Raw genomic sequence first — 25,218 nt, forward strand, 5'->3', positions numbered from 1 at the left:
CCGTAACTTAGCGGGCGAACGGGGATCGGCCCTCGGGTGGGATCCCATGAAGCAGGGCTGCGATCGCCGCCGGGAGCATAATCATTGGTTCACCAACATATCCTTCGTGCGGCCGCTGGGCGCGACCGGCCTTTACTCCGCCTTAGAGCGTCTCCCGCTAAAGCGGATGCAGACCCAGGGACATGCAAGGCCTGGAGCGGCTGGCTGCGATGGTGAGAGCTCCGATGGACGCGCGCGAGGATTGGTCCCGGCCCGGGATTGGCGACGGACGAGCAGCGTCCGGACGATACCTCGACGGGGTCGAGGTCTATGTCTTCCTGATCGCCTTCCTCACCGTGTTCTATTTGTCGAACGGAGCGCTGCTGCTGGGCCATTACGATCTCGGCTGGCACCTCGCCGCCGGAGACCTGATCCGGCAGCGGGGCGAGGTGCCGTTCCAGGATCCGTGGGCGTTCACCCTCGGCGACAGGCAGTGGTACAACCTGTCCTGGCTCTGGGACGTGATGGCGAGCGTGCTGTATCAGCATACGGGCTTTGCCGGCATCGTGCTCATGGTCGTCGCCTGCGGCGCGGTCATCACCTTGTATCTCACCTTCTGCGGCCTCAGCAGCGGTGCATCGGCTCCGGCGGTCTGCATTGCGGTGTTCGCGACGTGCCTGCTCTATCCCTGCTACGAAGCCTCGCCCAACATGTATCTGGCGGCTTCGCCGAACGTCGCGACCATGCTGTTCGCCGTCATCTTCTACGGCGAATGCCTGCGGCGACGGAATTGGTTCCTGTTGCCGCCGATGATGGTCGCCTGGGTCAATCTGCATGGCGGCTTCATGCTCGCCTTTCCGATCCTCGGCGTGTTCGCTGGCATCGCCCTGCTGCGGCGCGACTGGACGAATTTCCGGAACTACTGCCTGGCGGGCGTCGGCTGCGTCCTCGCGATCTTCGTCAATCCGCTGGGATGGCATGTCTATGACGGCGTGCGGGCGACGCTCGGTCATTTCATCCAGGCCGATATCGGCGAGTGGCGGTCGTACTTCTTCAACATGGAGCTGCCGGGAAGCCTGCCCGGCATCGTCTATGCGCTGACATTCGTCGTCCTGGAGCTGCGCTACCGCAACACCACGCGCGTTCCTCTCGAGGCGCGCGTGCTCGCGTGGCTCTTCCTGTGTCTCGGTCTCTATCAGTTCAGATACACCGCATTCTTCTTCATCTTCTCCAGCGTCCCGATGGCGCTTCACATCGACCGGCTGCTGCCGAAGCGCTTCTCGAGCTTCGAGGTTCGGCGCGCGATGCTCGCGGCAGGCGTGGTCGGCGTGCTGCTGCTGCCCTTCACGTTCATGCAGGTGCGGCCGGCTCTGGCCCTGCCCGACATGCTGTCGGAGGACGATGCCCGCTATCTCGAGGCGCACACCTCGCACGCGCGCCTGCTCAACCACTGGAACGTCGGCGGGCTCCTGATCTTCAGGACGCGCGGATCAGTGCCCGTCTTCGTCGACGGACGGGCGGCGACTGCCTATCCGGACGAATTGCTGCGCGACTATCACGAGCTGGTTCGCTGGGACATCGACGCGGCCAGCTGGGACAAGGTGATCAGCAAGTACAAGATCGACGCGGTGCTCTGGATCAGGGCCCATGATCCGCTGCGGCAGTTTCTGGTCGGCGAGAGAGGCTGGAAAGAGCAATATACCGGCGCGTATGTCAGCCTTTACACCCGGCAAGACGCCTCATCCCGCTAAGATCAGGCCTGCCGGGGCTCAACCGATGATGCCGCATCGCTCGAAGGTTCGCGCGGCAGCAGCAGCCAGAAGCAGATCAGCGCAAATGTGAGCTGGCCGAAGCCGCTCACGAAGACGCCCGAGACCGCCGCCAGGGTCGGTATCGCGACGGCGATCGTGAGGACGGCAGCCATCAGGACGGCCGGCAGATCGACGACGAGGACGGCGGCATAGAGCGCCACCTCGAAGAAGGCGTATTCCTTCAGCCTGGGCGCGCAGAGATAAAGCGCGTACATCGCGAGCACGGTGATGCGCATGGCCTTTTCGGGATGGCTGAGCAGCCAATCGTCGAGCGTTTGAAGCGGCGAAACCTTGCGCGCCGGGCGCCAAGTGCCGATCATTCTCCATACGGAGATCGCGAGCGGTGCAAGCACGAGCGCGATCGCGAACAGGCCATAGATCGCAGCGACCACCGGCTTGCTGCCGGCGAGCCCGAAGCTGTCCGCAGACATCAGCGCGAGGAAGAGCAGCGACGGGTTGACCTCATTGCCCGGCGAATGCTGTCCGGGGATCTGTCCGAAGATCGCGCTCAGCCAGCTCCTGAAAAGGTCAGGGTAGATCGCCAGCGAGGCCAGGATCGGCAGGGCGAACATGCCGGACGCGACGGCGATCAGCAGAAGCTTGCGAGCTCTCGACTGCGGCAGGAAATACAGCGCAGCCAGAACCGGGAAGAACACCAGCTTGAACGAGGTGACGAGGCCGAGCAGCGCCGCGCCTGCGAGCTGCGGGGGCAGGCTCGTGCCGGTGCCGTGCGCGGACCGCGCGGGGCGCAGCAGCAAGGCAAGCGATGCGGCCGTCAGCAGGCCGCTCAGGGCTGCGAAATTGCCGGTTGCGACGATCCATTCGAAGCCGAGGAAGCCGCCAAACGCGCACAGCATCCGCACCGCGATATCCCTCGAACCCGGCCGGGACTTGCCGAGACCGGGCAGCAGCAGCGCGGAGATCAGCGTGAGCAGGAGAAAGATCGGCTTGTGATGCGCGACGAGAAAACCGCCGGCGCAAAGCGGGCGGAACGCATCGAGTGTCACCGGAAGATAGGGATAGGAGAGCTTGGTGTCCTTCAGGTTCTTGACGAAATAGGGATCGAGACCCTGGACATGCGCATCGACGGCGGCGCAGTTCACCCGCGCATCCCAGCCGAACGTCCCGTCCATACCCATGTCGATGGCCACGAGCGTTGCGACCAGCACGGCCAATGCCAGGATGAAGCGGGTCATCCAATTGCTCCCCGGCGCCTCAGTAGCAAAGGCCATTTGTTTTCCGCCTTCCGCGGACGCGGTGATGTCAGTCATGGGCTCGCGCCCTCCATCTCGAGGCGTGTTGGCTCCGCGCGAAAATCCAGCAGCAGGATCCAGAAGCATGCCAGCGCGGCGACGAGGAGGATGAACGTCCCCTCGAGCGTCGTCCGTGTCAGCGAGGTCAGTGCGGGAGCGATCAGGCCGACGCTGAGAAAGGCAGCGAGCGGGCGGGCCGGCAGGTCGACGACGAGAATGGCGGCATAGAGTGCGAGCTCGAAGAAGGCGTATTCCTTCAAGCGCGGCGAGCAGAGATAGAGCGCAAACATCGCGAGCACCGTGACGCGCATGGCCGCGCGCGGATGATCGATCAGCCAGCGGTCCAGTTGCGAGAGACGCGATCCCCCTTCCCTCACGGGCCGGCTCGCAGCCACGCGCAGGACCGACAAGGCGAACGGGACAAGCACGAGCGCGAGCGCGGCGAGCGCATAGGTCGCGAGCACGACCGGCCTGCTCTCGACGCCGGCGTGATGCGTCAGGTTCTGCGCGAGCAGCAGCAGCGACGGATTGATCTCCACGAGATCGACGGCGTGCTGGCCCGGAATTCGTCCCCCGATCGCGAGCAGCCAGCTCGCGAACAGATCGGGATAGAACAGCCACGATATCAGGATCGGCAAGGCGAAGCTGAACGCCGCCACTGTAATCAGCAACAGCTTGCGGCCGCGCGGCAGCGGCAGAAGATAGAGCGCGGCCGGCACCAGGAAGAACACCAGCTTGAACGACATTACGAGGCCGAGCAGCGCGGCACCGGCGAGGCGCAAGGCAAAGCCCGGGTCTTCCGGCACGCCGGCGGTCGGCGCGCGCAGCAGGAGCATCAACGCGATCGCGGTCAGCACGCCGCTCAGGATCGCGAAATTCCCCGAGACGTGCACCCATTCGAAGCCGACGAAAGCACCGAGCACGCACAGCACCCTCAGCGCGACGTCGCGCGGGCGCGTTCGGCCGAGCCCGGGCAGGAGCAGCCCGCAGAGCACGGCGAGGACGAAATAGAGGCTCATGTAGTGATCGACGAGAAGGCCACCCGCGCAGACGGGGCGGAACACGTCCAGCGTCACCGGCAGATAGGGATAGGAGAAATTGGTGCCCTTCAGGTTCTTGACGAAATAGGGATCGAGCCCCGCGACATGCGCATCGACCGCCGCGCAATTGACGAGAAGATCCCAGCCATATCGCAGGTCGAGCAAGGCATAGCTGGCGAGGTTGCCGAAGACGACCAGAGCGGTGAGCGCGATCAGGCAGGACAGCCAGATCCCCCGCCTCGCGGCCGGGGCCGAGGGTCCCAACCATCGTGCTGCATCGGTCACGTCGGACACCGCGAAAATACCTGTCTTCCTGGGTTCCCGGGGCGCAATGGGCGGCGCGGGTCAGGTCACAATGGACAGGATGGGTTGCGGATTCATCTCCCCGACGCGCCGTGCCCGCTCATATGGTGAATCGTTGGTTGCCGGCGCCGCGAAAGTCGGGCCCTATCGCGACGCGCGGGCGGCCAGCCAGGCATCGAGCGCCTCGCGGGTTTCCGCCGCCGCGGCCATGCGCGCGAACTGCTCGCTCTCGATGGCGAGGCCCTCCGCGATCGAGACGTTGAGGCCCCGCGTGGCGGCCGTGATGACCCGGGCGACCGCCAGCTGCGAGTGCCGCGAGATGCGATCCGCCAGCGCGAAGGCGCTGTCGAGAAGCTGCGCATGCGGCACGATACGGTTGACCAATCCCATCTCCAGGGCTCGCTGTGATGAAAAGGAATCGCCAGTCAGGAGGTGTTCCAGCGCCCGCTTCCGGCCCGCGAGCCGCGGCAGCCGCTGGGTGCCGCCGAAAGTCGGCGTGATGCCGATCGCGATCTCCGGCTTGGCAAAGGTCGCGCGCTCGCTGGCGATGGCCAGATGCACGGCCTCCGTGATCTCGCAGCCGCCACCGAAGGCGAGGCCATTGACCGCAGCGATGATCGGCTTCGAGAACGCCTCCATGCGCGCCGTCATCGCCTGCCCGCGGCGCACGAAGTCCTTCACGGCAATGTCCGGTCCGCGCTTCACGCTCTCGGAGAATTCGGCGATGTCGGCGCCCGCCGAAAAGGCGCGATCGCCCGCCCCGGTCAGCACCACCGCGCGGACATTGGCATCGTCCTCGATGCGGTCGAGGATCGCCATCAGACGGTCGATGAGCGCGTAGCTCAATGCGTTGAGCTTGCCCGGGCGGTTGAACGTCAGCAGCGCGGTGGCGCCGCGTGTTTCCCAGAGTATCAGATCGGACAAGTCTTGCTCCTTCCAGGTCGAACATCCGAAGGGAAGTCAGCCACACCGGCCTCGTTGTGTATACTCACTAGGCAGTATACATTGCAGCAATGTCGGAAAGAGGTGACACCACGCGCGAGCAGATCGTCGTTGCGGCGACGCGCCTGTTCTATGGCGAGGGCATCCGGGCGGTCAGCATGGATGCGGTCGCCGAGAAGGCCGGCGTCACCAAGAAGACGCTCTACTATCACTTCACCAGCAAGGACGAGCTCGTCGCGGCGACCATCGCCGCGAGGGACCAGCCGACGCTGGAGCTCTATATGCGCTGGTTCGCCGAGACCGACGGCGGTATCGCCAACAAGGTCCATGGTCTCTTCGTCAAGCTCGGACGCTCCGTGGCTACGCCGCGCTGGCGCGGCTGCGGCTTCCTGCGGACGATCGCCGAGCTCGCCAACACACCGGCACATCCGGCCGTCAAAGCCGGCGCCGCGCACAAGAAACGGTTCGAAGCCTGGCTCGAAGCCGAGCTGCGCGATCACGGCGTGGCTGGGGCGGAGACGCTGGCCCGCCAGCTCGTCGTGCTGCTCGATGGGGCCACGACCGTGATGCTGATCCATCGGGATCTCGACTATGTCGACACCGCCGGGCGTCTGGCGCTCGGCCTGGTCGAGCAAGCCCGCAAGCGCGGCTGATTGGGGAGGCGCCCCCGTCCCCGGGCCGCCACCTCACCAATTCTTGTCCGCCCGCCTGCCAGCCATCCCGAAACATGGGTTGTGCAACGCAGCATGGACGATGGATAAAGTCGCTCGATTTCAGAAGGTGAGCTGCTTGTCCGACGTCAATGCCGACTCCTGGGTGTCCTCCGGACACCGACCCATGGGATTTCCAGAATTTGTCATCGTGATCGCGTCCATCATGGCGCTGAATCCGCTTGCGATGGACATGATGCTGCCGGCGCTGCCCAATATCGGGTCGGCGTTCAACATCCCCGTCGCCAACCATCTTCAGCTGGTGCTGTCGACCTTCCTGATCGGCTTCGGCGCCGGCCAGTTCATCATGGGCCCGCTGTCGGATCGCTTCGGCCGCCGGCCGGTGCTGCTCGGCGGCATGGCGGTCTATGCGGTAGCGAGCGTGCTGGCGGTCGCTGCGCCCTCGTTCGAGACGCTGCTGCTGGCGCGGGCGCTGCAAGGGCTCGGCACCTCGGCGACGCGCGTGATCGCGACCTCGATCGTGCGCGACTGCTATGTCGGCCGCCGCATGGCGAGCGTGATGTCGCTCGCGATGATGGTGTTCATCGCAGTGCCCGTGATCGCGCCCTCGTTCGGACAGGCGGTGCTGATGGTGACGGCATGGCGCGGCATCTTCGTGGTGCTGATGCTCTACGGCCTGCTCGCGCTTGCATGGTGCGTTCTGCGCCTGCCTGAAACCCTCCCCGAGTCCGGCCGCCGGTCGCTGGCGCCCGCCGATGTGCTCTCGGCCTTCCGGCAGACCCTGACCAATCGCCAGACCATCGGCTATGCCACCGCCGCCGGCAGCGTCATCGGCGCGCTGTTCGCCTATGTCTTCTGCGCCCAGCAGGTCTTCACCGGCATCTATCACCTCGGCCATTATTTCCCGCTCGCTTTCGCCGCGATTGCGGCCGGCACCGCCGTCGCCGGTTTCCTCAATGCCCGGCTGGTCGGGCGGCTCGGCATGCGCGTGATCTCGCACGGGGCCTTGATGCTCTACACAGTCGTCGCCGCTGTGATGCTCTTGACGGAAAGCCTCGGCATGCTGCCGCTGAGCCTGTTCATGGTGCTCTCCGCGCTGATGATGTTCTCGTTCGGCATGATGGTCGCGAACTTCACCGCGCTCGCCATGGAGCCGCAGGGCCGCATCGCCGGCACGGCCTCCTCGCTCTATGGCTCGATCACGACGTTGATCGGGATCGTGGTCGGCATGGCGATCGGACAGAGCTTCGATGGAACGCTGTTGCCGTTCTCGGTCGGCTTCTTCCTGTCGACGCTCGCTGCGCTCGCCATCGTGCTGGTGGTGGAGAAGGGTCGGCTGTTCATGCCGCATCATCGCCCGATCGCTTGAGGAACTTCCCGGCGGCCGCGATGTTGTCGTGCAGCAATTTTGAAGGGCCGCTGCGATGGAACTGGAACACCGCCAAGATCACGCCGACGTCGAGCCGCCGACGACGGAACGTTCCGAGCCCATCACCGGACAGCATGCTTTGACCACGCCTTTCGCGAGCGAAGGGCTTGAGCAGTTGCGCGACAGCCACTGCTGAGCGGGGCGCCCTACTCGGTCGCGCGCCGGTTGGCGCTGAATTCATCGGCAGCGCTGGCCGGCGCTTTGCTGTCCAGCGGCGGCACCATCAGCACGACCACCTCCCGCGCAAGACCCGGCCGGCCCCACAGCGATGCCCGCACGGTAAATTCGCGCCTGACGTAATGGCGGACGCGGGGGGATACCCACTCCATCCATTGGTTGCATAGATCCTGATCGCGGAAACAGAGCGCGGCCCAGCCGCGATCGGGCGAGGGCTTGCGCGGAAAGCCCCACGTATCCTCGTGCTCGAAGGGCCCCACATTGCTCGGATGATCGGGGCTGTAGAACGCGGAGGCGAAAGCCAGCGAACCATCACCGCTGACGGCACTCAACGGCTCGCCGGTGAGCTCGCGCCACTGGCGCGTCACTTCGCGGGCCGCCTGTGCGTAGAGATTCCGCCTCTCCTCGTAACCCTGATCGTTGCGATGAACGGCATGGATCGGAGCCACGATCAGGACGGCGGCAAGCGCGACGCCGGCCACGATCACCGTGACGTTGACGGTGTAGAAGCGCTCGATCGGGTAGCGCGCACCACAGACGATGAGGATGACGAACAGGAAAAGCCCCTGCAACGCCCATAACGACGGCAGGTCCGTGCCCATCGCGAGCGACGTCAGCATCGGCAGCACGATCGTGCCGATCGCAACGTAGAACAGCAGCCGCAGGCTCGGGCTCATGGCTGCGAAGTCGGACGGAAGCTGCTTCAGCCGCGTGCCGGCGATCAACACCCACAGCATGCCGGCCACGCCCATCGCCGCCACCAGCCCCAACACAAAAGTCCTGACCTCAACGAGCGAGCTCGCAGCAATGCCATTGGCGTGAGCCAGCGCGTAGGTAAAGGACGACGCCCCGGTCGTCGCCAGCCAGTGGAGGTGCGGCGCCAGCGCCACGAGCCCGGTCACGACGGAGATCCAGGGCGAGGCGGAGGTGAAATAGGCGCGCCGCGCCGGATGCGCCAGCGCCGCAAAGGCGAAGCTCGCGACGAGGAAGATCGAGTAATATTTGCCGACCATCGCCAGCGCCGTCGTGCATCCCAAGGCAATCGCCCATAGCGAACCGCGGGTCTCGAATGCGCGCAGGAAGCACCACGTCGCCAGCGGCCAGGTCGCGAGCAGCACGGCATTGGCGTTGAAACGCTGAGCGTGGAATTGATAGGCGGGCGTCAGCATCAGGAGCAGCAGCACCAGGATGCGCTTGTGCCCGGTCACGAACTGCCGCGAGACCAAGTCGACGAAAAACAGCGCAAGCCCTGCATTGGCCATCGCCATCAATTGCAGCGACCAGTCGCTGGCCGGAAATACCGAGGTCCACGCCGCCGCAACCCACCCCATCAGCGGAGGATGCTTGGCATAGCCCCAGGCAAAGTCCCGCCCCAGCGTCCAGGCCTCGAGCGTATCGGGGTGCAGGCCGCCGCCGGCATAGGCGATGGCGAGATACAGCGTCCAGATCGCAACGAAGCAGGCGATGAGAAGCGGCGCGGCCCACCCCGCCTCGACGCCGTCGAGCCACCGGAGAAAAGGCCGGCGCCATCGTGCCGGGGCGCGATCGGACCTTTCGGCCATCGCCTGGAATGCAAAATCGATCGGCACGGGGATAAAGGGGACAATGAAAGTGATGCGCGAAGACGGCACATCTATTTCAGGATTGAAACAAATAGCAATGATCGGAAACTGGAAAGGTTAAAGGCTCCACGGTTTCCACGCCGGCGCGAGACCGGCAAAGGAAACGGCGCCGCTGATGACAGCGGCGCCGCGTGGCGATGGCAGCCGAAGGCGAAGAGCGCCTCCCCTTATTCCGACTTGTCGATGTTCCAGAACACCGGCGTTGCGGGACCGTCGAGCACGCCGGTCAGCGACTTGCGCCAGGCGGTCGGCACCTGATACTGGCCGAGCGGCATGTAGAGCACCTGATCGTAAGCCTCCTTCTGGATCTCGGTCGCGATCTTCTTTCGCTCCTCGAGCGAAGCGGCGCGAACAAAGGCGTCCTTGAGCTGCTCGATCTTGGCATCCTCCGGCCAGCCGAACCAGCCGCCCTTCTTGCCCTGCCCGCCGACAGCGACGTTGGTGATCGGATTGTCCGCGTCGGCGCTGACCCAGTTGGTGACGAACATGTTCCAGCCGCCCTCCTTCGGGGGCTTCTGGCTGGCGCGCCGGCTCACCACGGTCTGCCAGTCGGTCGCCTGCAGGTCGACCTTGAAGCCGGCTTCGCGCAGTTGCTGCGCGACGACGATGGGTTGCGCCTTCAGCGTCAGCACGTCGCCCGGCGCCATCAGCACGACAGGTGTTCCGTCGTAACCGGACTCGGCCAGCGCCTTCCGGGCCGCGGCCATGTCGCCTCCCTTCGCCAGGGTCTCACCTCCAACCTCCGTCGCGAACGGCGTGTCGCAGATGAAGGCGGCCGCGCAGGTCTTGTAGTATTTGGGATCGCCGATCATCGCGTCGAGCACGTCCTTCTGCTTGACCGCCAGAAACGCCGCGCGGCGAACCTTGACGTTGTCGAAGGGCGGATGAAGGAAGTTCATCCGCGCGCCGGTCTGGAATCCGAACTTGTTCAGGATCTCGAGCTTGAGTTCCTTGTCGGCCTCGATGGCGGGCACCATCTCGATGGCGGGATTTTCCATGAAGTCGACGTCGCCCGACTGCAGCGCGTTCAACGCCGTCTGCGCGTCCGGCATCGTGATCCATTCGACGCGGTCGACCTTCACCACCTTGCCGCCGGCGGTCCAACTCGCCGGTTCCTTGCGCGGCACGTAATCGGTGTTCTTGACATAGACCGACTTCACCCCCGGCTGGAATTCACCCTGCACGAACTTGAAGGGGCCGGAGCCGATCTGTTCCGGGATCTGCTTGTCCACCGTTGTCTCGGCGAGGCGCTTGGGCATCATGAAAGCGACGCGCGAGGACGGCTTGCCGATCGATTCCAGCACGAGCGCGTAAGGCTCCTTCAGCTTCAGCGTGATGGTCTTGGCGTCGGTCGCCTCGATGCTCGCGGTGAAGTCCATGAGCTTCTGGCCCATGCCGTCGACGGCGGCCCAGCGCTTCAGCGAGGCGACGCAGTCTTCTGCCGTCACCGGCGCGCCGTCATGCCACTTCAGGCCGTCGCGCAGGGTGAAGGTGTAGGTGAGCTTGTCGTCGGAGATCTTCCAGTCCGCCATCTGCGGCTGGATCTTGAAGTTCGAATCGGTCGCGACGAGCGTGTCGTAGACCATGTAGCCATGGTCACGCGTGATGTAGGCCGTGGTGAAGATCGGATCGAGGATGCGCAGGTCCGAATGCATCACCGCGGTGATGGTCTTGCCTGCGGCAAGAACTGGCGAGGCCAGTGCCGAAAGTGCCGCAACTGAAAGCACGAGTTTGGAGGCGAACGCGAGACGCCCCCGACGCATGAGTTGGAACATTGTCGTTCTCCTAGCGAGCGGATGGCGCGCGGCGCCGCTGATGACGGCGGCGCCGCGAAAACGTTTCGCAGGGTGAAAGGCGCGCGATGCGCCCTTCCTTCGTAGGACTGTCCCTTACTCCGACTTGTCGACGTTCCAGAACAGCGGCGTCGCCGGGCCGTCGAGCACGCCGGTCAGCGATTTGCGCCAGCCGCTCGGCGTCTGGTACTGCCCGAGCGGGATATAGATCACCTGCTCGTAGGCTTCCTTCTGGATGTCGGCTGCGATCTTCTTCTGCTCGTCGAGCGAGGGCGCGCGGACGAAGGCGTCCTTGAGCTGCTCGATCTTGGGATCGTCTGCCCAGCCGAACCAGCCGCCCTTCTTGCCCTGGCCGCCGATCGAGAGATTGGCGATCGGGTTCGACACGTCGGGCGCGACCCAGTTGGTGAAGAACATGTTCCAGCCGCCCTCCTTCGGAGGCTTCTGGCTGGCGCGGCGGCTCACCACCGTCTGCCAGTCGGTCGCCTGCAGGTCGACCTTGAAGCCGGCCTCACGCATCAGCTGGGCGGCAACGATCGGTTGCGCCTTGAGCGTCGTGACGTCGCCGGGCGCCATGATCACGACCGGGGTGCCGTCATAGCCGGACTCGGCCAACGCCTTCTTGGCTTCGGCCATACCATTGCCCTTCGTCAGCGTCTCGGCGCCGACCTCGGTCGCAAACGGCGTATCGCAGATGAAGAAAGCGCCGCAGATCTTCTGGTACTTGGGATTGCCGACCAGCGCGTCGAGCACGTCCTTCTGGTTCATGGCCAGCAAGGCAGCACGTCGCACCTTCACGTTGTCAAACGGCGGATAAAGGAAGTTCATCCGGCCGAGCGTCTGATAGCCGAACTTGTTCAGGACCTCGATCGTGAGCTCCTTGTTCGCCTCAAGCACCGGCAGCATGTCGTATGGCAGGTTCTCCATGAAATCGATGTCGCCCGACTGCAGCGCGTTCACTGCGGTCTGCGAGTCCGGCATGGTGATCCATTCGACGCGATCGACCTTCACCACCTTGCCGCCGGAGGTCCAGCTCGCCGGCTCCTTGCGCGGCACGTAGTCGGTGTTCTTGACGTAGACCGCCTTCACGCCGGGCTGGAATTCAGACGCCACGAACTTGAACGGACCCGAACCGATCTGCTCGGGGATCTGCTTGTCCGGCGGCGTCTCGGCGAGGCGCTTCGGCATCATGAAGGCGACGCGCGAGGACGGCTTGCCGATGGAGTCGAGCACGAGGCCGTAAGGCTCCTTCAGCTTCAGCGTGATGGTCTTGGCGTCGGTCGCCTCGATGCTCGCGGTGAAGTCCATGAGCTTCTGGCCCATGCCGTCGACGGCGGCCCAGCGCTTCAGCGAGGCGACGCAGTCTTCTGCCGTCACCGGCGCGCCGTCATGCCACTTCAGGCCGTCGCGCAGGGTGAAGGTGTAGGTGAGCTTGTCGTCGGAGATCTTCCAGTCCGCCATCTCCGGCTGGATCTTGAAGTTGGAATCAGGAGCCACCAGCGTGTCGTAGACCATGTAGCCGTGGTCACGCGTGATGTAGGCCGTGGTGAAGATCGGATCGATGATGCGAAGGTCGGAATGCATCACCGCCGTGATGGTCTTGCCGGCGGCAAGCACCGGCGAGGCCAGCGCCGTCGAAAGCGCGACGACCGACAGCGCAAGTTTGGAGGCGAACGCGCGAGACCCCCGGCGCATGAAGTTGGACATAAAAAGTCTCTCCTGACGTGAAACTGTTCAAAGGCAGATTATTGGTTGAGCATATGGGTCGTTCTTTGGGCGAACTAACCACATGCAATGCCTTTATCTTTCGAGACTTGCAGACAGTGTTGATCGCGTCAATCCGGTTTCGCTGCAGGCCCTGGCGGCGCGCGCACAGGCTCCACAAGGATCGGTTTGGCTCTACAACACTCACCGCTCGTCCCGCCGTGGCGATGCAATGCGCGTTCCACCTTTGCGAAGCTTGAGAGACATTCAGATGAATCCAGCCAATCTTCCCTTCGATTCCGAAGCCATGCTCGAAGGCCTGCGCACCTGGGTGGAATGCGAGAGCCCGACATGGGATGCCGGCGCCGTTAACCGCATGCTCGATATCGCAGCGCGGGATATGGCGATCATGGGTGCGACGATCGAACGCATCGCCGGCCGCCAGGGCTTCGGCGGCGTGATCCGCGCGCGTTTTCCCCATCCAAAGCAGGGCGAGCCGGGCATCCTGATCGCCGGCCACATGGATACCGTCCACCCGGTCGGTACCATCGAGAAGCTGAAATGGCGGCGCGAGGGCAACAAGTGCTACGGCCCCGGCATCTACGACATGAAGGGCGGCAATTACCTTTCGCTGGAAGCGATCCGGCAGTTGGCGCGCGCATCCTTCACCACGCCGCTGCCGATCACCGTGCTGTTCACGCCGGACGAGGAAGTCGGCACGCCCTCGACGCGAGACATCATCGAGGCGGAGGCGGCGCGCAACAAATATGTGCTGGTGCCCGAGCCCGGCCGCGCCGACAACGGCGTCACCACCGGACGTTACGCCATCGCGCGTTTCAATCTCGAGGCGACGGGCCGGCCGAGCCACGCCGGCGCGACGCTGTCGGCAGGACGCTCGGCAATCCGCGAGATGGCGCGGCAGATCCTTGCCATCGATGCGATGACGACGGAGGACTGCACCTTCTCGGTCGGCGTCGTGCATGGCGGCCAATGGGTCAATTGCGTTGCCACGACCGCCACCGGCGAAGCGCTCTCCATGGCCAAGCGGCAGGCCGATCTCGACCGCGGCGTCGAGCGGATGCTGGCGCTGTCAGGCACCGCCAACGACGTCGCCTTCAAGGTGACGCGCGGCGTGACACGGCCGGTGTGGGAACCGGATGCCGGCACGATGGCGCTGTATGAAAAGGCGCGCGGCATTGCCAAATCTCTCGGCGCGGAATTACCGCACGCCAGTTCGGGCGGCGGCTCCGACGGCAACTTCACCGGCGCGATGGGAATCCCCACGCTCGACGGCCTGGGCGTGCGCGGCGCCAATGGCCACACGCTGGAGGAGTATATCGAGGTGGAGAGCCTGGTTGAGCGCGGCCGGCTGATGGCGGGGCTGCTGGCGACGCTGGAGTGACGGCGCGCCGGTTCCGGAGGCTGGGCCGCTCCGCTTTGCCCACCTTGCGGGCTTAGCCGCACTGCAAAAACTGTGGCCCTGATGGCACGGGAATTGCTGAAATGTTAGGCTGGTGGCAGAACAGTCCATCGCGGCTGCCGCCGATTTGACTCTAATCAGACGGATCCAACTTGCTCGGATATCTCCTTCGCCGAATCTTCGCCGCCGTGCCCGTCATGGGCGTCGTCGCGCTGTTCGTCTTCCTCCTGCTCCGCCTCACCCCCGGCGATCCCGCCGCAATCCTCGCCGGCGACAACGCGACCCCGGAACGGCTGGAGCGCATCCGCACCTCGCTCGGTCTCAACGAACCGCTGATCGTGCAGTTCATCACCTGGGTGAACAAGCTGCTGCACGGCGACCTCGGGACCTCGCTGATCTCCAATCTGCCGGTCATGAAGATGATCGGCCAGCGCGTCGAGCCCTCGATCTCGATCGCGCTGTGCACCATCATCCTCGCCGTGCTCGTGGCAGTACCGCTGGGCGTGATCGCGGCGTGGAAGCACGGCACCTGGATCGATCGCTTCGTGATGGGGCTTTCCGTACTCGGCTTCTCGGTGCCGGTGTTCGTGGTCGGCTATGTCCTGATCGAGCTGTTCGCGCTCGAGCTGCGCTGGGTGCCGGTGCAGGGCTTCAAGAGCATCAGCGCCGGCTTCGGTCCGTTCTTCGAGCGCATGATCCTGCCGACCTGCGCCCTCTCCTTCATCTACATCGCGCTGATCGCGCGCATGACGCGTGCGGCGATGCTTGACGTGCTCGGCGAGGACTACGTCCGCACCGCGCGCGCCAAGGGCATCAACGAGGTCGCCGTGATGATGCGCCACGCGCTGCGCAACGCCGCCGTGCCCGTGATCACCGTGATCGGCACCGGCTTTGCGCTGCTGATCTCCGGCGTCGTCGTCACCGAGAGCGTGTTCAACATTCCCGGTATCGGCCGCCTCACCGTGGATGCGGTGCTGGCGCGCGACTATCCGGTGATTCAGGCGATGATCCTGCTGACGTCGCTGGTCTATGTCGTCGTCAATCTTCTGATCGACGTCGCCTACACCCTGCTCGATCCCCGGATCCGGTACTGAGGCAAGGATTTAAGAACAAACATGTCGGTCGATACCCTTCCCCAGTCCTCCATTCCGATCACGTCGCCGCTGCGGCCGCGTTTCGGGTTCCTCACCTCGACGCCGATCATCGCCACGGCGACGGTGCTGCTCGCGCTGATCCTGCTGATCTCGATCATCGCGCCGCTGATCGCGCCGCACGATCCGATTCAGCTTGCCCCGTCACAGCGATTGAAGCCGTCCTCGGCGCAATTCCTGCTCGGCACCGACGCCTATGGCCGCGATCTGTTGTCGCGCGTGGTCTATGGCGGCCGCATCTCGCTCCTGATCGGCATCGGCTCGGCGATCCTGTCGATCGCCATCGGGCTCGCGATCGGCCTCGTCTCCGGCTTCTTCAAGCTGGTCGACGCCGTGATGATGCGCATCATGGACGGCCTGATGGCGATGCCGAGCATCCTGCTCGCGATCGCCGTGGTCTCGCTCTCCGGCGCCAGTATCTGGACCGTCCTGATCGCGATCACCATTCCGGAGATTCCGCGCGTCGCTCGCCTCGTGCGCTCCGTGGTGCTGTCGGCGCGCGAGGAGCCTTATGTGGAGGCCGCCATCTCGGTCGGCTCGTCGCTGCCGAAGATCATGTGGCGGCATCTGATGCCGAACACGGTCGCCCCGCTGATCGTCCAGGGCACCTATATCTGCGCGAGCGCCATTCTCACCGAGGCCATCCTCTCCTTCCTCGGCGCCGGCATCTCGCCGGAGACGCCGACCTGGGGCAACATCATGGCCGAGGGCCGCCAGTACTTCCAGATCAAGCCGTCGCTGATCTTCTGGCCGGGCCTGCTGCTCTCGATCGCGATCCTCAGCATCAATCTGATCGGCGACGCCGCCCGTGACGCCCTCGATCCCCGCATGAAGCAGCGGGAGGGCAAGTGATGAGCGACAAGTCGATGACCAACACCATCCTCGACATCAACAACCTCGTCGTCTCCGTCGGCAAGAAGCCGGGCGGGCACAAGATCATCGACGGCATCTCGATCCAGGTGCGCGAGCGCGAGACGCTGTGCCTCGTCGGCGAGAGCGGCTCGGGCAAGTCGGTGACCTCGCTCACCACGATGGGCCTGTTGCCGAAGGGCACGCTGGTTCCGACCGGCGGCAGCGTCAAGCTGGTCGGCGAGGAAATCCTCACCGCGACCGACCGCCGCCTGCGTCAGCTCCGCGCCACGCAGATGGCGATGATCTTCCAGGAGCCGATGACCGCGCTCAATCCGGTGGTGCCGGTCGGCCGCCAGATCGACGAGGTGCTGCGCGCTCACACCAAGCTCGATGCCAGGGCGCGCAGGAAGCGCATCCTCGACATGATGGAGCAGGTCCACCTGCCCCAGGTCGAGCGCATCTTCGCCTCCTATCCCCACCGCCTCTCCGGCGGCCAGCGCCAGCGCATCATGATCGCGATGGCGCTGGTGCTGGAGCCGAAGCTGCTGATCGCCGACGAGCCGACCACCGCGCTCGACGTCACCACGCAGAAGCAGATCCTGTCCCTGATCCGCGAGCTCCAGCGCGATCACGGCACCGCCGTGCTGTTCATCACCCATGACATGGGCGTGGTCGCCGAGATCGCCGACCGCGTCGCGGTGATGCGTCAGGGCCGGCTGGTCGAGACCGGCCCGCTGGAGACCGTGCTGCGCAACCCGACCATGGAGTACACCCGCAACCTGCTGGCCTCGGTGCCCAGCCTGGTGCCGCGCCCGCCGCGCGAGGAAAGCCGTGAGGCCGTCGTGCTCGAGGCCAACGACCTCAGCAAGGTCTACAAGGAACGCGCCTTCTTCGGCAAAGGCCGCGAGGTCGTCGCCGCCGACAAGGTGACGCTGACCCTGCGCAAGGGCCGCACGCTCGGCATCGTCGGCGAAAGCGGCTCGGGCAAGTCGACCGTGGCGCGCTGCATCGTGCGCCTGATCGACCCGACCTCCGGCGGCGTGCGCCTTGCCGGCCGCGAGATCGCCGACATCTCGCGCCGCCTGCTGCAGCCGCACCGGCAAAAGATCCAGATCGTGTTCCAGGATCCCTACCGCTCGCTCAACCCGCGCGTCACTGTCGGCGAGAGTATTGCCGAGGGCCCGATCAATTATGGCGTCTCGCATGCCGATGCGATCAAGCGCGCGCGCGAGTTGCTCGAGCTGGTCGGCCTCCCCGCCGATGCTGTCTCGCGCTATCCGCACCAATTCTCCGGCGGCCAGCGCCAGCGCATCGCCATTGCCCGCGCGCTGGCACTCGATCCGGACGTGCTGGTCGCCGACGAGGCGGTCTCCGCGCTCGACGTCTCCGTGCAGGCCCAGGTTCTGGACCTGCTCGACGAGATCCAGAAGCGGCTCGGCATCGCCATCCTGTTCATCACCCACGATCTGCGCGTCGCCGCGCAAATCTGCGACGAGGTCGTGGTGATGCAGCACGGCCGGGTGGTCGAACAGGGCCCCGCCGCCGAAGTGCTGACGCATCCGAAGGAGGCTTACACCAAGGCACTGCTGGATGCCGCGCCCGGCCGCAATTGGGACTTTGCGAACTTCCGGCCGGTGGCGGAAGGCGTGGCGGCCGCGGTGTAACGACATTCACGATGTCGTCCCCGCGAAAGCGGGGACCCATACCGCGTGATCTGTCGATTACGGGTGGTGCTGATCCCGAACGACCGGCCTTCGCCAAACTGCTTCCTGGGGTTATGGGTCCCTGCGCCCCGTGCTCAATTGCGCACTAGGCAGGGACGACAGCGAGAGTCTGGCTGGCATCGCGGCTCACCACATTCCCTGCATCCGCAACATTCCCAAAACAGCTTGAGGCCATGCACGGCGCGATGGCCTCTCACCTTGCCCTCGCCTCCGGGCCAAGGCTAACGTCGCGCACTTTCCAACGCTGGACTTGATTTGATGACACGTATCGCCGTCGGCGGCTTCCTGCATGAGACCAACACGTTCGCGCCCACCAAGGCGACCTTCGCCGATTTCCAGCATGGCGGCGGCTGGCCGGCGATGACGGAAGGTACCGACGTTCTCAAGGTGATGCGGCGCATCAATGTCGGCCTCGCCGGCTTCGTCGATGCGGCCGAAGCCCACGGCTGGGAACTCATTCCGACCATTGCCTGCGGCGCGAGCCCGTCAGCACATGTCACCGAGGACGCCTTCGAGCGCATCGTCAAGGTGATGGTGGACGGCATCAAAGCCGCCGGCCCCGTCGACGCCGTCTATCTCGACCTGCACGGCGCCATGGTGACCGAACATCTCGACGACGGCGAAGGCGAGATCCTGGCGCGCGTGCGCCGCGTCATCGGCAAGGATGTTCCGCTGGTCACCAGCCTCGATCTGCACGCCAATGTCACGCCCGAGATGATGGAGCATGCGGATGCGCTGATCGCCTACCGCACCTATCCGCATGTCGACATGGCCGAGACCGGCCGCGCTTCGGCACGACATCTGGCCTTGCTGTTGAAGACCAAGCAGCGCTTCGCAAAGGCGTTCCGGCAATTGCCGTTCCTGATTCCGATCAGCTGGCAATGCACCAACGACCAGCCCACCAAGGGCATCTACGAGAAGCTCGCCGCGCTGGAGGGCGATGCGGTTCCGACGCTCTCCTTCGCGCCGGGCTTCCCCGCCGCCGATTTCCGCGATTGCGGCCCGAGCGTGTTCGCCTATGGCAGGACGCAGGAAGATGCCGACCGCGCGGCGGATGCGATCGTCAAGCTGATCGAGAGCCACGAGGACGATTTCGACGGCAAGATCTGGTCGCCCGACGACGGCGTGCGCCACGCCATGGAACTTGCGAAGGGCGCGAGCAAGCCGATCATCATCGCCGACACCCAGGACAACCCCGGCGCCGGCGGCGATTCCGACACCACCGGCATGCTGCGCGCGCTGGTGCGCAACAGGGCGAGCGCGGCGACCGGCGCGATCTACGATCCGGAATCGGCCAAGGCCGCGCATGCGGGGGGCGTCGGCGCCACCGTCACGCTGTCGCTCGGCGGCAAGTCCGGCATTCCCGGCGACGAGCCCTACACCGAGACCTTCGTCGTCGAGAAATTGTCCGACGGCCGCTTCATTGCACCCGGCCCCTATTACGGCGGCCGCGAGATGGAGATGGGTCCCTCCGCAGCCTTGCGCATCGGCGATGTCCGCGTCGTCGTCTCCTCGCACAAGGCCCAGCTCGCCGACCAGGCGATGTACCGCTATGTCGGCATCGAGCCGACCAAGGAGAAGATCCTGGTCAACAAGAGCTCGGTGCATTTCCGCGCCGATTTCGAGCCGATCGCGGAGAAGCTGATGATCTGCGCCGCACCCGGCGCGATGCCGGCCGACACCGCCTCGCTGCCCTGGACGCGGCTGCGTCCGGGCATCCGCATCAAGCCGAACGGCCCCGTCTTCAATCCCCCTTCACGCTAACCGGACAGGAACACATGCCCACACTCGAGCGCATCGACGGCTTTGCCGACGAACTCACCGCCATCCGCCGCGACCTCCACGCCCATCCCGAGATCGGCTTCGAGGAAGTACGCACCTCCGGCATCGTCGCCGACAAGCTGACGAGCTGGGGCATCGAGGTGCATCGCGGTCTCGGCGGCACCGGGGTGATCGGCGTCATCAAGGGCAAGGGCTCGGGCAACAAGCGCATCGGCCTGCGCGCCGACATGGACGCGCTGCCGATGGAAGAGAACACCAACCTGAAATGGAGCTCCAAGATCCCGGGCCGCTTCCACGGCTGCGGCCATGACGGCCACACCACCATGCTGCTTGGCACCGCGCGCTACCTCGCCGAGACCCGAAATTTCGACGGCACCGTGCACCTGATCTTCCAGCCGGCCGAGGAAGGCCTCGGCGGCGCGCGCGCCATGATCAAGGACGGGCTGTTCGAGAAGTTTCCCTGCGACGAGCTCTACGGCCTGCACAACGCGCCCGACCTGAACCACGGTGAGATCGCGATCCTGCCCGGCCCGGCCATGGCCAGCGCCGACTTCTTCGACCTGCGCATCACCGGCTATGGCGCGCATGGCGCGATGCCCGAGCGTTCCAAGGACGCAGTGATCATCGCGACCACGCTGGCGCAGGCGATCCAGACCATCGTCAGCCGCAACGTCGAGCCGCTGCAGGCCGCGGTGGTGTCGATCACCCAGATCCATGCGGGCTCCGCCTACAACGTCATTCCGGGCGATGCGCATCTCTGCGGCACCATCCGCACCTTCTCGAAGGAAGTTCGCACCCTCGTCAGCGAGCGCATCCGCACCATCTGCGCCGGCATCGCAAGCGCCTATAATTGCGTGATCGACGTCGACATCCGCGACACGTTCGGCGTGCTGGTCAACCAGGTCGAGCAGTCCAAGGTGGTCGAGGACGTCGCGCGCACCATCGTCGACCCCGCCAACGTCATCACCCGCGCCCAGCCGAAGATGGGCAGCGAGGATTTCGCCGACATGCTGGAGACCATTCCGGGCGCCTATTTCTGGGTCGGCCATGACGGCTCGGTGCCGGTGCACAATCCCGGCTTCGTGCTCGACGACAAGATCCTGCCGATCGGCGCCAGCATGTTCGCCCGCATCATCGAGACCCGGATGCCGGTAGGTTAGCCATGCACAAGAAGAGCCCTGAGGAAGCGGTCACCTCGCTGCACGATCTGTCCGCCGTCGATCTGATCGCGGGTTATCGCGCCAAGCAATTCTCGCCGAGCGAGGTGCTGGAGGATCTGCTCACGCATGTCGCTGCGTGGGAGCCGCATCTGAAGGCGCTCTATGCATTCGACCCCGACGGCGCGCGCGAGGCCGCCAAGGCCTCGACCGCGCGCTGGAGCGGCGGCGAGCCGTCGGGTGCGCTCGACGGCGTGCCTGTCACGGTGAAGGACAACATCGCGACCAAGGGCGTGCCGGTGCCGCTGGGCGCGGCCAGCGTCAAGCTGGTGCCGGCCGAGAAGGACGCCCCGCCTGCTGCGCGCCTGCGCGAAGCAGGCAGCATCATCTTCGCCAAGACCACCATGCCCGATTACGGCATGCTGTCCTCCGGGCTCTCCTCCTTCCATGCGCTGGCGCGCAATCCCTGGGATCTCTCCAAGAATCCCGGCGGCTCCAGCGCGGGCGCAGGTGCTGCTGCTGCAGCCGGCTATGGGCCGTTGCACCTCGGCACCGATATCGGCGGCTCGGTCCGCCTGCCCGCTGGCTGGTGCGGCCTCGTCGGCCTGAAGCCGAGCTTCGGCCGCGTGCCGATCGATCCCACCTATGTCGGCCGCGTCGCCGGTCCCATGACCCGCACGGTGGATGATTGCGCGCTGATGATGAGCGTGATCGCAAAGCCCGACCGGCGCGACGGCATGAGCCTTCCGGCCGAGCCGCTCAACTGGAAGGGCCTGGAGAAATCGCCGCGCAAGCTGCGCATCGGTTTGATGCTCGACGCCGGCGTCGGCCTGCCGGCGGAAAGGCCCGTTCGCGACGTCGCGGTGAAAGCCGCAAAGGCGTTCGAATCCGCAGGCGCCGTCGTCACCGAGGTCGACGGCATCCTGACCCGCGAAATGCTCGATGGCCTCGACAATTTCTGGCGGGCGCGGATGTGGGACGATCTGTCGAAGCTGACGCCGGCCGAACAGGCCAAGGTGCTGCCCTACATCTTCAAATGGGGCGCATCCGGCGCAAAGCTCTCCGGCGTGGATGTCATCCGCGGCTTCAATCAGACCATGGCGATCCGCGCGGCCGCATCAAAGCTGTTCTGCGAGCTCGACTATGTCATCTCCCCGACCGCGCCGAACGTGAATTATCCGGCGGACTGGGCCTCGCCCACCAACGATCCGATGAGGCCGTTCGAGCACATCTGCTATACCGTGCCGTGGAATATGTCGGAGAACCCGGCGGTCTCCCTCAACGGCGGCTTCGACTCCAACGGCTTTCCGATCGGCGTGCAGATCGTCGGCCGCCGCTTCGACGATATCGGCGTGCTCGGCATGGCCAAGGCGTTCGAAGGCCTGCGCGGCGCGCAGAAGCCCTGGCCGAAGCCGCCGGCGAAGTAGACCCACGTTCCGTCAATCCGGCAGGTGCGCCCTTTAGGCGCAAGTCCGAATGAGGTTCGACGGGCATCGTGCGCGAGCCTCTTGCCTACCCTCCCCTGGAGGCTACAGTATTCACACATCTCTGTTCGAGCCTTCCACGCATCAAGCCGAAAATGTGAGTCATCAGAGTCACTTGTCTCAATTCCGTGGCGCGCCGGTGTCTGAGATCCGGCTTTGGCTAACTTATTGAACTGAGAGTCCTTTTCGAGATGTGTGAATCCGCTAGCGCTCGCGGGGGAGGGTTGGGGAGAGGGTTTCTCCTCCAGGGAGACTCCCCCAGGTGAGAGAACCCTCACCCGGCGCGCGGGACGATGCTTCGCATCGCCCGGACGCGCCGACCTCTCCCGCAAGCGGGAGAGGCGCAGACCGAGCCCGAGGTCAAATCATCCGACCCAACCGGCAAAGTCAGATCCTGTTGCTCTCCGCCGGAATCCCCAGCCGCCGCACGATCTCCGTCCCCACTGCGCGCGCCTCCACCCGCGAGCCGATCCGGGGGCTGCGAAACCGCCGCCCCGAGCGCGTCCGGATCGTGACGATGCAATGCTCGTCCTCGGAGCGGCCACGGCGGTCGACGGTGATCGTCTTCACGTCGGGCCCCTCGATATGGTCCGTGCGCGGGGTGCCGTCGCCCCACAGCCGTTCAACCCGGATGTCGCTTGGCCGAATCACCCAGAACGCTCCGGTCAGGAGGTTGGCGTAGCGATAAACCGCGAACGCTGCGAGCGCGCCGAGCGGCAGCAGCAGGATGTCGACATGGCTGGGCGGCCATCTCCTCCAGAGCTTGTAGGCATAGGGCACGGCGGACAGTGCGACGGCGATCAGCGCGACGATGCGGATGTCCCGGACCGGAAACGCCTCGAGAGGCTCGCCGAGATGCATCTCGGGATTGCTGGCATCGAGTGGATTGACGGGCTCCTCGACATTGGGAACCTCGAACTGCGTGGCGATCCGAGCCACGGTGTCATGAACATGCGTGACGTCCGAGATCGGCGGCGACGTGAGGCGCTCCCCTGAAGTCAGCGTGAAGACGAGTTGAAAGCGGGCCTTCACCCGCTTGCTGCCGGGAACCTGCAACGCCGCGATGTCGTCCTTCGCGACGATCCGCGTGCGCAGCTTGCCGAACGGGCTTTGCCGCCCGATCAGGATCTCGTTCGCCGTGATGATCCACACCACCGCCGGCGCCATCATGATGCCGACGACGAACCCGGCGCCCACCAGCAGCGCCACCACCGAGATGATGATCTCCAGGGTGTCGTGCGTGAACAGGCCGGGCGTGAAGCACAGCGCCACAGCCGCCGCAAAAGCGGACATCACCAGCCGCTGCGCGATCGAGGCGCCTTCACGAAGGCGAATGTCGGTGCTGGTGGTCGCTGCGTCCATTGCGGGCGGCTGATTCCGTTGCGCGCGAAACTCCACGGACAGGGCCGTGGAGTCAAGCAACAAGGGCGACAACCGGAATCCGCCGCGCGACGTCTGTGCGAGATCAGCTGCTCGCGTTCAGCAGCCGGGTCACCGTGCGGTCGATCTCGTCGTAGCGGCCTTCGCCGGCGTGCTGGAACACGATCTTGCCGTTCTGGTCGATGATGTATTGCGCCGGCCAATACTGGTTGCTGTAGGCGTTCCAGGTCCTGGAATCATTGTCCTGGGCCACCGGATAGGTGATGCCGTGGCGCTTCAGCGCGGCCTGCACGTTGGAGGCCGAGCGCTCGAACGGGAATTCTGGCGTGTGCACGCCGACCACGACGAGGCCCTTGTCCCGGTATTTGGCGTAGAGCTCGGTGACGTGCGGCAGCGTGTTGACGCAGTTGACGCAGCCATAGGTCCAGAAATCGACCAGCACGACCTTGCCGCGGAGGTCGGCCATGCTGAGCGGTTTGGAGTTGAACCAGGTGTTGATGCCGGTGAAGTCGGGTGCGGATTGATGGCCGGCGGCGGCGACGGTGATCGGCGCTGCGGGCGCGGCCTCGTCGCAGAAGCCGGGGATGACGGCGCCGGTCACGGCGAGGCCGACAAGGGCGGCTGAGACGGCGAGCAGTTTGAAAGTCATGAACGAGTCCTCCGGTTCGAGATGCAGATTGTTCACAGGCCGATCTGGCCGGTGGGGTAGAAGCCGGTGAGCCACGCCACGATCAGCGTGTCGTACTGGAAATAGGCCGCAACGGCGAAGGCGATCACGACGACGCCAAAGCCTTGCTGCAGCCGCGGCGCGATTCGCGCGATGCTGCGCACACGGGTGGTCGCGGCCTGTCCGCCATAGGCGATCAGCAGCATCGGGATCGCCGCGCCGATCGCGTAGGCGACCAGCAGCGTGCCGGCCCATGCGGCATTCTTCTGGGTCGCGACCAGCGTCAGGATCGAGCCGAGCACGGGGCCGGCGCAGGGCGTCCAGACCAGGCCGAGCGTGGTGCCGAGGATCAGCCCACCGAGCGCACCCTCGCGCTGCCCGCCGCCGGCATTGCCGAGATCGAGCCAGCCATTGAGCCGGATCGACAACCATTCGAACGGTGCCGGCCACAGCATCAACAGGCCAAAGCCGAGCAGCAGGACTGACGCGACCTCGCGCAGCACGTTGGGATCGAAATCGAACAGCCGCGTCAGCGCACCCAGCAGCAGCGCGACCGCCGAGAAGGAAATCACGAAACCGAGCGCGATCATCGCGGGACGTAAATGCCCGGCGCGCCCGATCGAGGCGCCGAGCAGGATCGGCAGCATCGGCAGCGTGCAGGGCGCGGCGATGGTGAGGATGCCGGCAAGGACAGCGAAGATCAGGTCGAGCATGGCGCACTCGTGAGCGAGGTCACGAGGGCAGTTCGGGTTGGTTGCGGGGATCGTTACGCGGCGTCACGGCTTCGTGACGGGTGGCCGCTGCCGATTGCACGGGCGGTGCGCTCCCTCTCCCGCTTGCGGGGGAGGGCTGGGGTGGGGGTATCTCCGCGTCGGGA

20 protein-coding genes are annotated in these 25,218 nt (G+C 65.3%); 10 read left to right on the forward strand and 10 right to left on the reverse strand.

Annotated features, from left to right (window positions below; all coding sequences use genetic code 11):
- Positions 1 to 182 precede the first annotated feature (182 nt).
- The gene (locus Q0743_RS14220; RefSeq protein ID WP_367184902.1) at positions 183 to 1,730 is read left to right on the forward strand and encodes a hypothetical protein; all 1,548 of its coding nucleotides are present in this window, start codon (positions 183 to 185) and stop codon (positions 1,728 to 1,730) included.
- A gap of 2 nt (positions 1,731 to 1,732) precedes the next feature.
- Here the strand turns inward: Q0743_RS14220 and Q0743_RS14225 are convergent, their stop codons facing one another.
- The 3 genes from Q0743_RS14225 to Q0743_RS14235 all read right to left on the reverse strand — a co-directional run bounded on the left by Q0743_RS14225 (position 1,733) and on the right by Q0743_RS14235 (position 5,310).
- Entirely contained in the window at positions 1,733 to 2,986 is a 1,254-nt protein-coding gene (locus Q0743_RS14225; RefSeq protein ID WP_298242161.1) for a hypothetical protein, read from the reverse strand.
- 71 nt (positions 2,987 to 3,057) lie between these two features.
- Positions 3,058 to 4,368, reverse strand: coding sequence for a hypothetical protein (locus tag Q0743_RS14230; RefSeq protein ID WP_298242162.1), 1,311 nt, complete (start codon positions 4,366 to 4,368; stop codon positions 3,058 to 3,060).
- A 162-nt stretch (positions 4,369 to 4,530) separates the two neighbouring features.
- Positions 4,531 to 5,310: a crotonase/enoyl-CoA hydratase family protein gene (locus Q0743_RS14235; RefSeq protein WP_298242163.1), complete on the reverse strand. Its 780-nt coding sequence runs from the start codon at positions 5,308 to 5,310 to the stop codon at positions 4,531 to 4,533.
- Positions 5,311 to 5,399: 89 nt separating this feature from the next.
- On the opposite strand from Q0743_RS14235, the gene Q0743_RS14240 reads away from it, so the two are divergent.
- On the forward strand, positions 5,400 to 5,981 hold the full coding sequence (locus Q0743_RS14240) for a TetR/AcrR family transcriptional regulator (RefSeq protein ID WP_298242164.1): 582 nt from the start codon (positions 5,400 to 5,402) through the stop codon (positions 5,979 to 5,981).
- 184 nt (positions 5,982 to 6,165) lie between these two features.
- The gene (locus Q0743_RS14245; protein ID WP_298242165.1) at positions 6,166 to 7,368 is read left to right on the forward strand and encodes a multidrug effflux MFS transporter; all 1,203 of its coding nucleotides are present in this window, start codon (positions 6,166 to 6,168) and stop codon (positions 7,366 to 7,368) included.
- Here the strand turns inward: Q0743_RS14245 and Q0743_RS14250 are convergent.
- The 4 genes from Q0743_RS14250 to Q0743_RS14265 all read right to left on the reverse strand — a co-directional run bounded on the left by Q0743_RS14250 (position 7,340) and on the right by Q0743_RS14265 (position 12,727).
- The gene (locus tag Q0743_RS14250; RefSeq protein WP_298242166.1) at positions 7,340 to 7,558 is read right to left on the reverse strand and encodes a hypothetical protein; all 219 of its coding nucleotides are present in this window, start codon (positions 7,556 to 7,558) and stop codon (positions 7,340 to 7,342) included. The genes Q0743_RS14245 and Q0743_RS14250 overlap by 29 nt on opposite strands.
- Before the next feature lie 16 nt (positions 7,559 to 7,574).
- Complete coding sequence (locus Q0743_RS14255) at positions 7,575 to 9,167, reverse strand: glycosyltransferase family 39 protein (protein WP_298242167.1); 1,593 nt, start codon at positions 9,165 to 9,167, stop codon at positions 7,575 to 7,577.
- A gap of 227 nt (positions 9,168 to 9,394) precedes the next feature.
- Positions 9,395 to 11,002, reverse strand: coding sequence for an ABC transporter substrate-binding protein (locus Q0743_RS14260; protein WP_298242168.1), 1,608 nt, complete (start codon positions 11,000 to 11,002; stop codon positions 9,395 to 9,397).
- A 114-nt stretch (positions 11,003 to 11,116) separates the two neighbouring features.
- On the reverse strand, positions 11,117 to 12,727 hold the full coding sequence (locus Q0743_RS14265; RefSeq protein WP_298242169.1) for an ABC transporter substrate-binding protein: 1,611 nt from the start codon (positions 12,725 to 12,727) through the stop codon (positions 11,117 to 11,119).
- Between the two features lie 268 nt (positions 12,728 to 12,995).
- Here Q0743_RS14265 and Q0743_RS14270 point away from each other — a divergent pair, with 268 nt between their 5' ends.
- From Q0743_RS14270 to Q0743_RS14300, 7 genes are all read left to right on the forward strand, one after another.
- Positions 12,996 to 14,126, forward strand: coding sequence for a M20/M25/M40 family metallo-hydrolase (locus Q0743_RS14270; protein WP_298242170.1), 1,131 nt, complete (start codon positions 12,996 to 12,998; stop codon positions 14,124 to 14,126).
- 170 nt (positions 14,127 to 14,296) lie between these two features.
- Positions 14,297 to 15,238: an ABC transporter permease gene (locus Q0743_RS14275; RefSeq protein WP_298242171.1), complete on the forward strand. Its 942-nt coding sequence runs from the start codon at positions 14,297 to 14,299 to the stop codon at positions 15,236 to 15,238.
- A gap of 21 nt (positions 15,239 to 15,259) precedes the next feature.
- Positions 15,260 to 16,147 (forward strand): ABC transporter permease, encoded by an 888-nt coding sequence (locus Q0743_RS14280; protein WP_097658378.1) that lies wholly within the window; start codon positions 15,260 to 15,262, stop codon positions 16,145 to 16,147.
- Positions 16,148 to 16,161: 14 nt separating this feature from the next.
- Entirely contained in the window at positions 16,162 to 17,811 is a 1,650-nt protein-coding gene (locus Q0743_RS14285) for an ABC transporter ATP-binding protein (RefSeq protein WP_298242182.1), read from the forward strand.
- A 318-nt stretch (positions 17,812 to 18,129) separates the two neighbouring features.
- Positions 18,130 to 19,635 carry a M81 family metallopeptidase gene (locus Q0743_RS14290; protein ID WP_298242172.1) on the forward strand — a complete coding sequence of 502 codons (1,506 nt, stop codon included), beginning with the start codon at positions 18,130 to 18,132 and terminating at the stop codon, positions 19,633 to 19,635.
- A gap of 14 nt (positions 19,636 to 19,649) precedes the next feature.
- Positions 19,650 to 20,813 carry a M20 aminoacylase family protein gene (locus tag Q0743_RS14295; protein ID WP_298242173.1) on the forward strand — a complete coding sequence of 388 codons (1,164 nt, stop codon included), beginning with the start codon at positions 19,650 to 19,652 and terminating at the stop codon, positions 20,811 to 20,813.
- 2 nt (positions 20,814 to 20,815) lie between these two features.
- Positions 20,816 to 22,237, forward strand: coding sequence for an amidase (locus Q0743_RS14300; RefSeq protein ID WP_298242174.1), 1,422 nt, complete (start codon positions 20,816 to 20,818; stop codon positions 22,235 to 22,237).
- A gap of 444 nt (positions 22,238 to 22,681) precedes the next feature.
- Here Q0743_RS14300 and Q0743_RS14305 read toward each other — a convergent pair whose 3' ends face one another.
- From Q0743_RS14305 to Q0743_RS14315, 3 genes are all read right to left on the reverse strand, one after another.
- Positions 22,682 to 23,656, reverse strand: a complete 975-nt coding sequence (locus tag Q0743_RS14305) for a hypothetical protein (RefSeq protein ID WP_298242175.1) — start codon at positions 23,654 to 23,656, stop codon at positions 22,682 to 22,684.
- A 103-nt stretch (positions 23,657 to 23,759) separates the two neighbouring features.
- A complete protein-coding gene (locus Q0743_RS14310; RefSeq protein WP_298242176.1) occupies positions 23,760 to 24,323 on the reverse strand; it encodes a thioredoxin family protein in 564 nt (187 codons plus the stop codon).
- A gap of 32 nt (positions 24,324 to 24,355) precedes the next feature.
- Positions 24,356 to 25,054: a cytochrome c biogenesis CcdA family protein gene (locus tag Q0743_RS14315; RefSeq protein WP_298242177.1), complete on the reverse strand. Its 699-nt coding sequence runs from the start codon at positions 25,052 to 25,054 to the stop codon at positions 24,356 to 24,358.
- Positions 25,055 to 25,218: the final 164 nt, after the last annotated feature.

It is taken from the genome of uncultured Bradyrhizobium sp. (genome assembly GCF_936943645.1).
GTDB lineage: Bacteria > Pseudomonadota > Alphaproteobacteria > Rhizobiales > Xanthobacteraceae > Bradyrhizobium.

What these genes read in the sequence shown, in the direction of transcription:
- Q0743_RS14260 (WP_298242168.1), bottom strand. Translation starts at nt 11,002, where the DNA reads ATGTTCCAACTCATGCGTCGGGGGCGTCTCGCGTTCGCCTCCAAACTC.
- Q0743_RS14290 (WP_298242172.1), top strand. Translation starts at nt 18,130, where the DNA reads ATGACACGTATCGCCGTCGGCGGCTTCCTGCATGAGACCAACACGTTC.
- Q0743_RS14305 (WP_298242175.1), bottom strand. Translation starts at nt 23,656, where the DNA reads ATGGACGCAGCGACCACCAGCACCGACATTCGCCTTCGTGAAGGCGCC.
- Q0743_RS14245 (WP_298242165.1), top strand. Translation starts at nt 6,166, where the DNA reads ATGGGATTTCCAGAATTTGTCATCGTGATCGCGTCCATCATGGCGCTG.
- Q0743_RS14310 (WP_298242176.1), bottom strand. Translation starts at nt 24,323, where the DNA reads ATGACTTTCAAACTGCTCGCCGTCTCAGCCGCCCTTGTCGGCCTCGCC.
- Q0743_RS14295 (WP_298242173.1), top strand. Translation starts at nt 19,650, where the DNA reads ATGCCCACACTCGAGCGCATCGACGGCTTTGCCGACGAACTCACCGCC.
- Q0743_RS14315 (WP_298242177.1), bottom strand. Translation starts at nt 25,054, where the DNA reads ATGCTCGACCTGATCTTCGCTGTCCTTGCCGGCATCCTCACCATCGCC.
- Q0743_RS14220 (WP_367184902.1), top strand. Translation starts at nt 183, where the DNA reads ATGCAAGGCCTGGAGCGGCTGGCTGCGATGGTGAGAGCTCCGATGGAC.
- Q0743_RS14255 (WP_298242167.1), bottom strand. Translation starts at nt 9,167, where the DNA reads ATGGCCGAAAGGTCCGATCGCGCCCCGGCACGATGGCGCCGGCCTTTT.
- Q0743_RS14270 (WP_298242170.1), top strand. Translation starts at nt 12,996, where the DNA reads ATGAATCCAGCCAATCTTCCCTTCGATTCCGAAGCCATGCTCGAAGGC.
- Q0743_RS14300 (WP_298242174.1), top strand. Translation starts at nt 20,816, where the DNA reads ATGCACAAGAAGAGCCCTGAGGAAGCGGTCACCTCGCTGCACGATCTG.
- Q0743_RS14285 (WP_298242182.1), top strand. Translation starts at nt 16,162, where the DNA reads ATGACCAACACCATCCTCGACATCAACAACCTCGTCGTCTCCGTCGGC.
- Q0743_RS14225 (WP_298242161.1), bottom strand. Translation starts at nt 2,986, where the DNA reads ATGACCCGCTTCATCCTGGCATTGGCCGTGCTGGTCGCAACGCTCGTG.
- Q0743_RS14280 (WP_097658378.1), top strand. Translation starts at nt 15,260, where the DNA reads ATGTCGGTCGATACCCTTCCCCAGTCCTCCATTCCGATCACGTCGCCG.
- Q0743_RS14265 (WP_298242169.1), bottom strand. Translation starts at nt 12,727, where the DNA reads ATGTCCAACTTCATGCGCCGGGGGTCTCGCGCGTTCGCCTCCAAACTT.
- Q0743_RS14240 (WP_298242164.1), top strand. Translation starts at nt 5,400, where the DNA reads ATGTCGGAAAGAGGTGACACCACGCGCGAGCAGATCGTCGTTGCGGCG.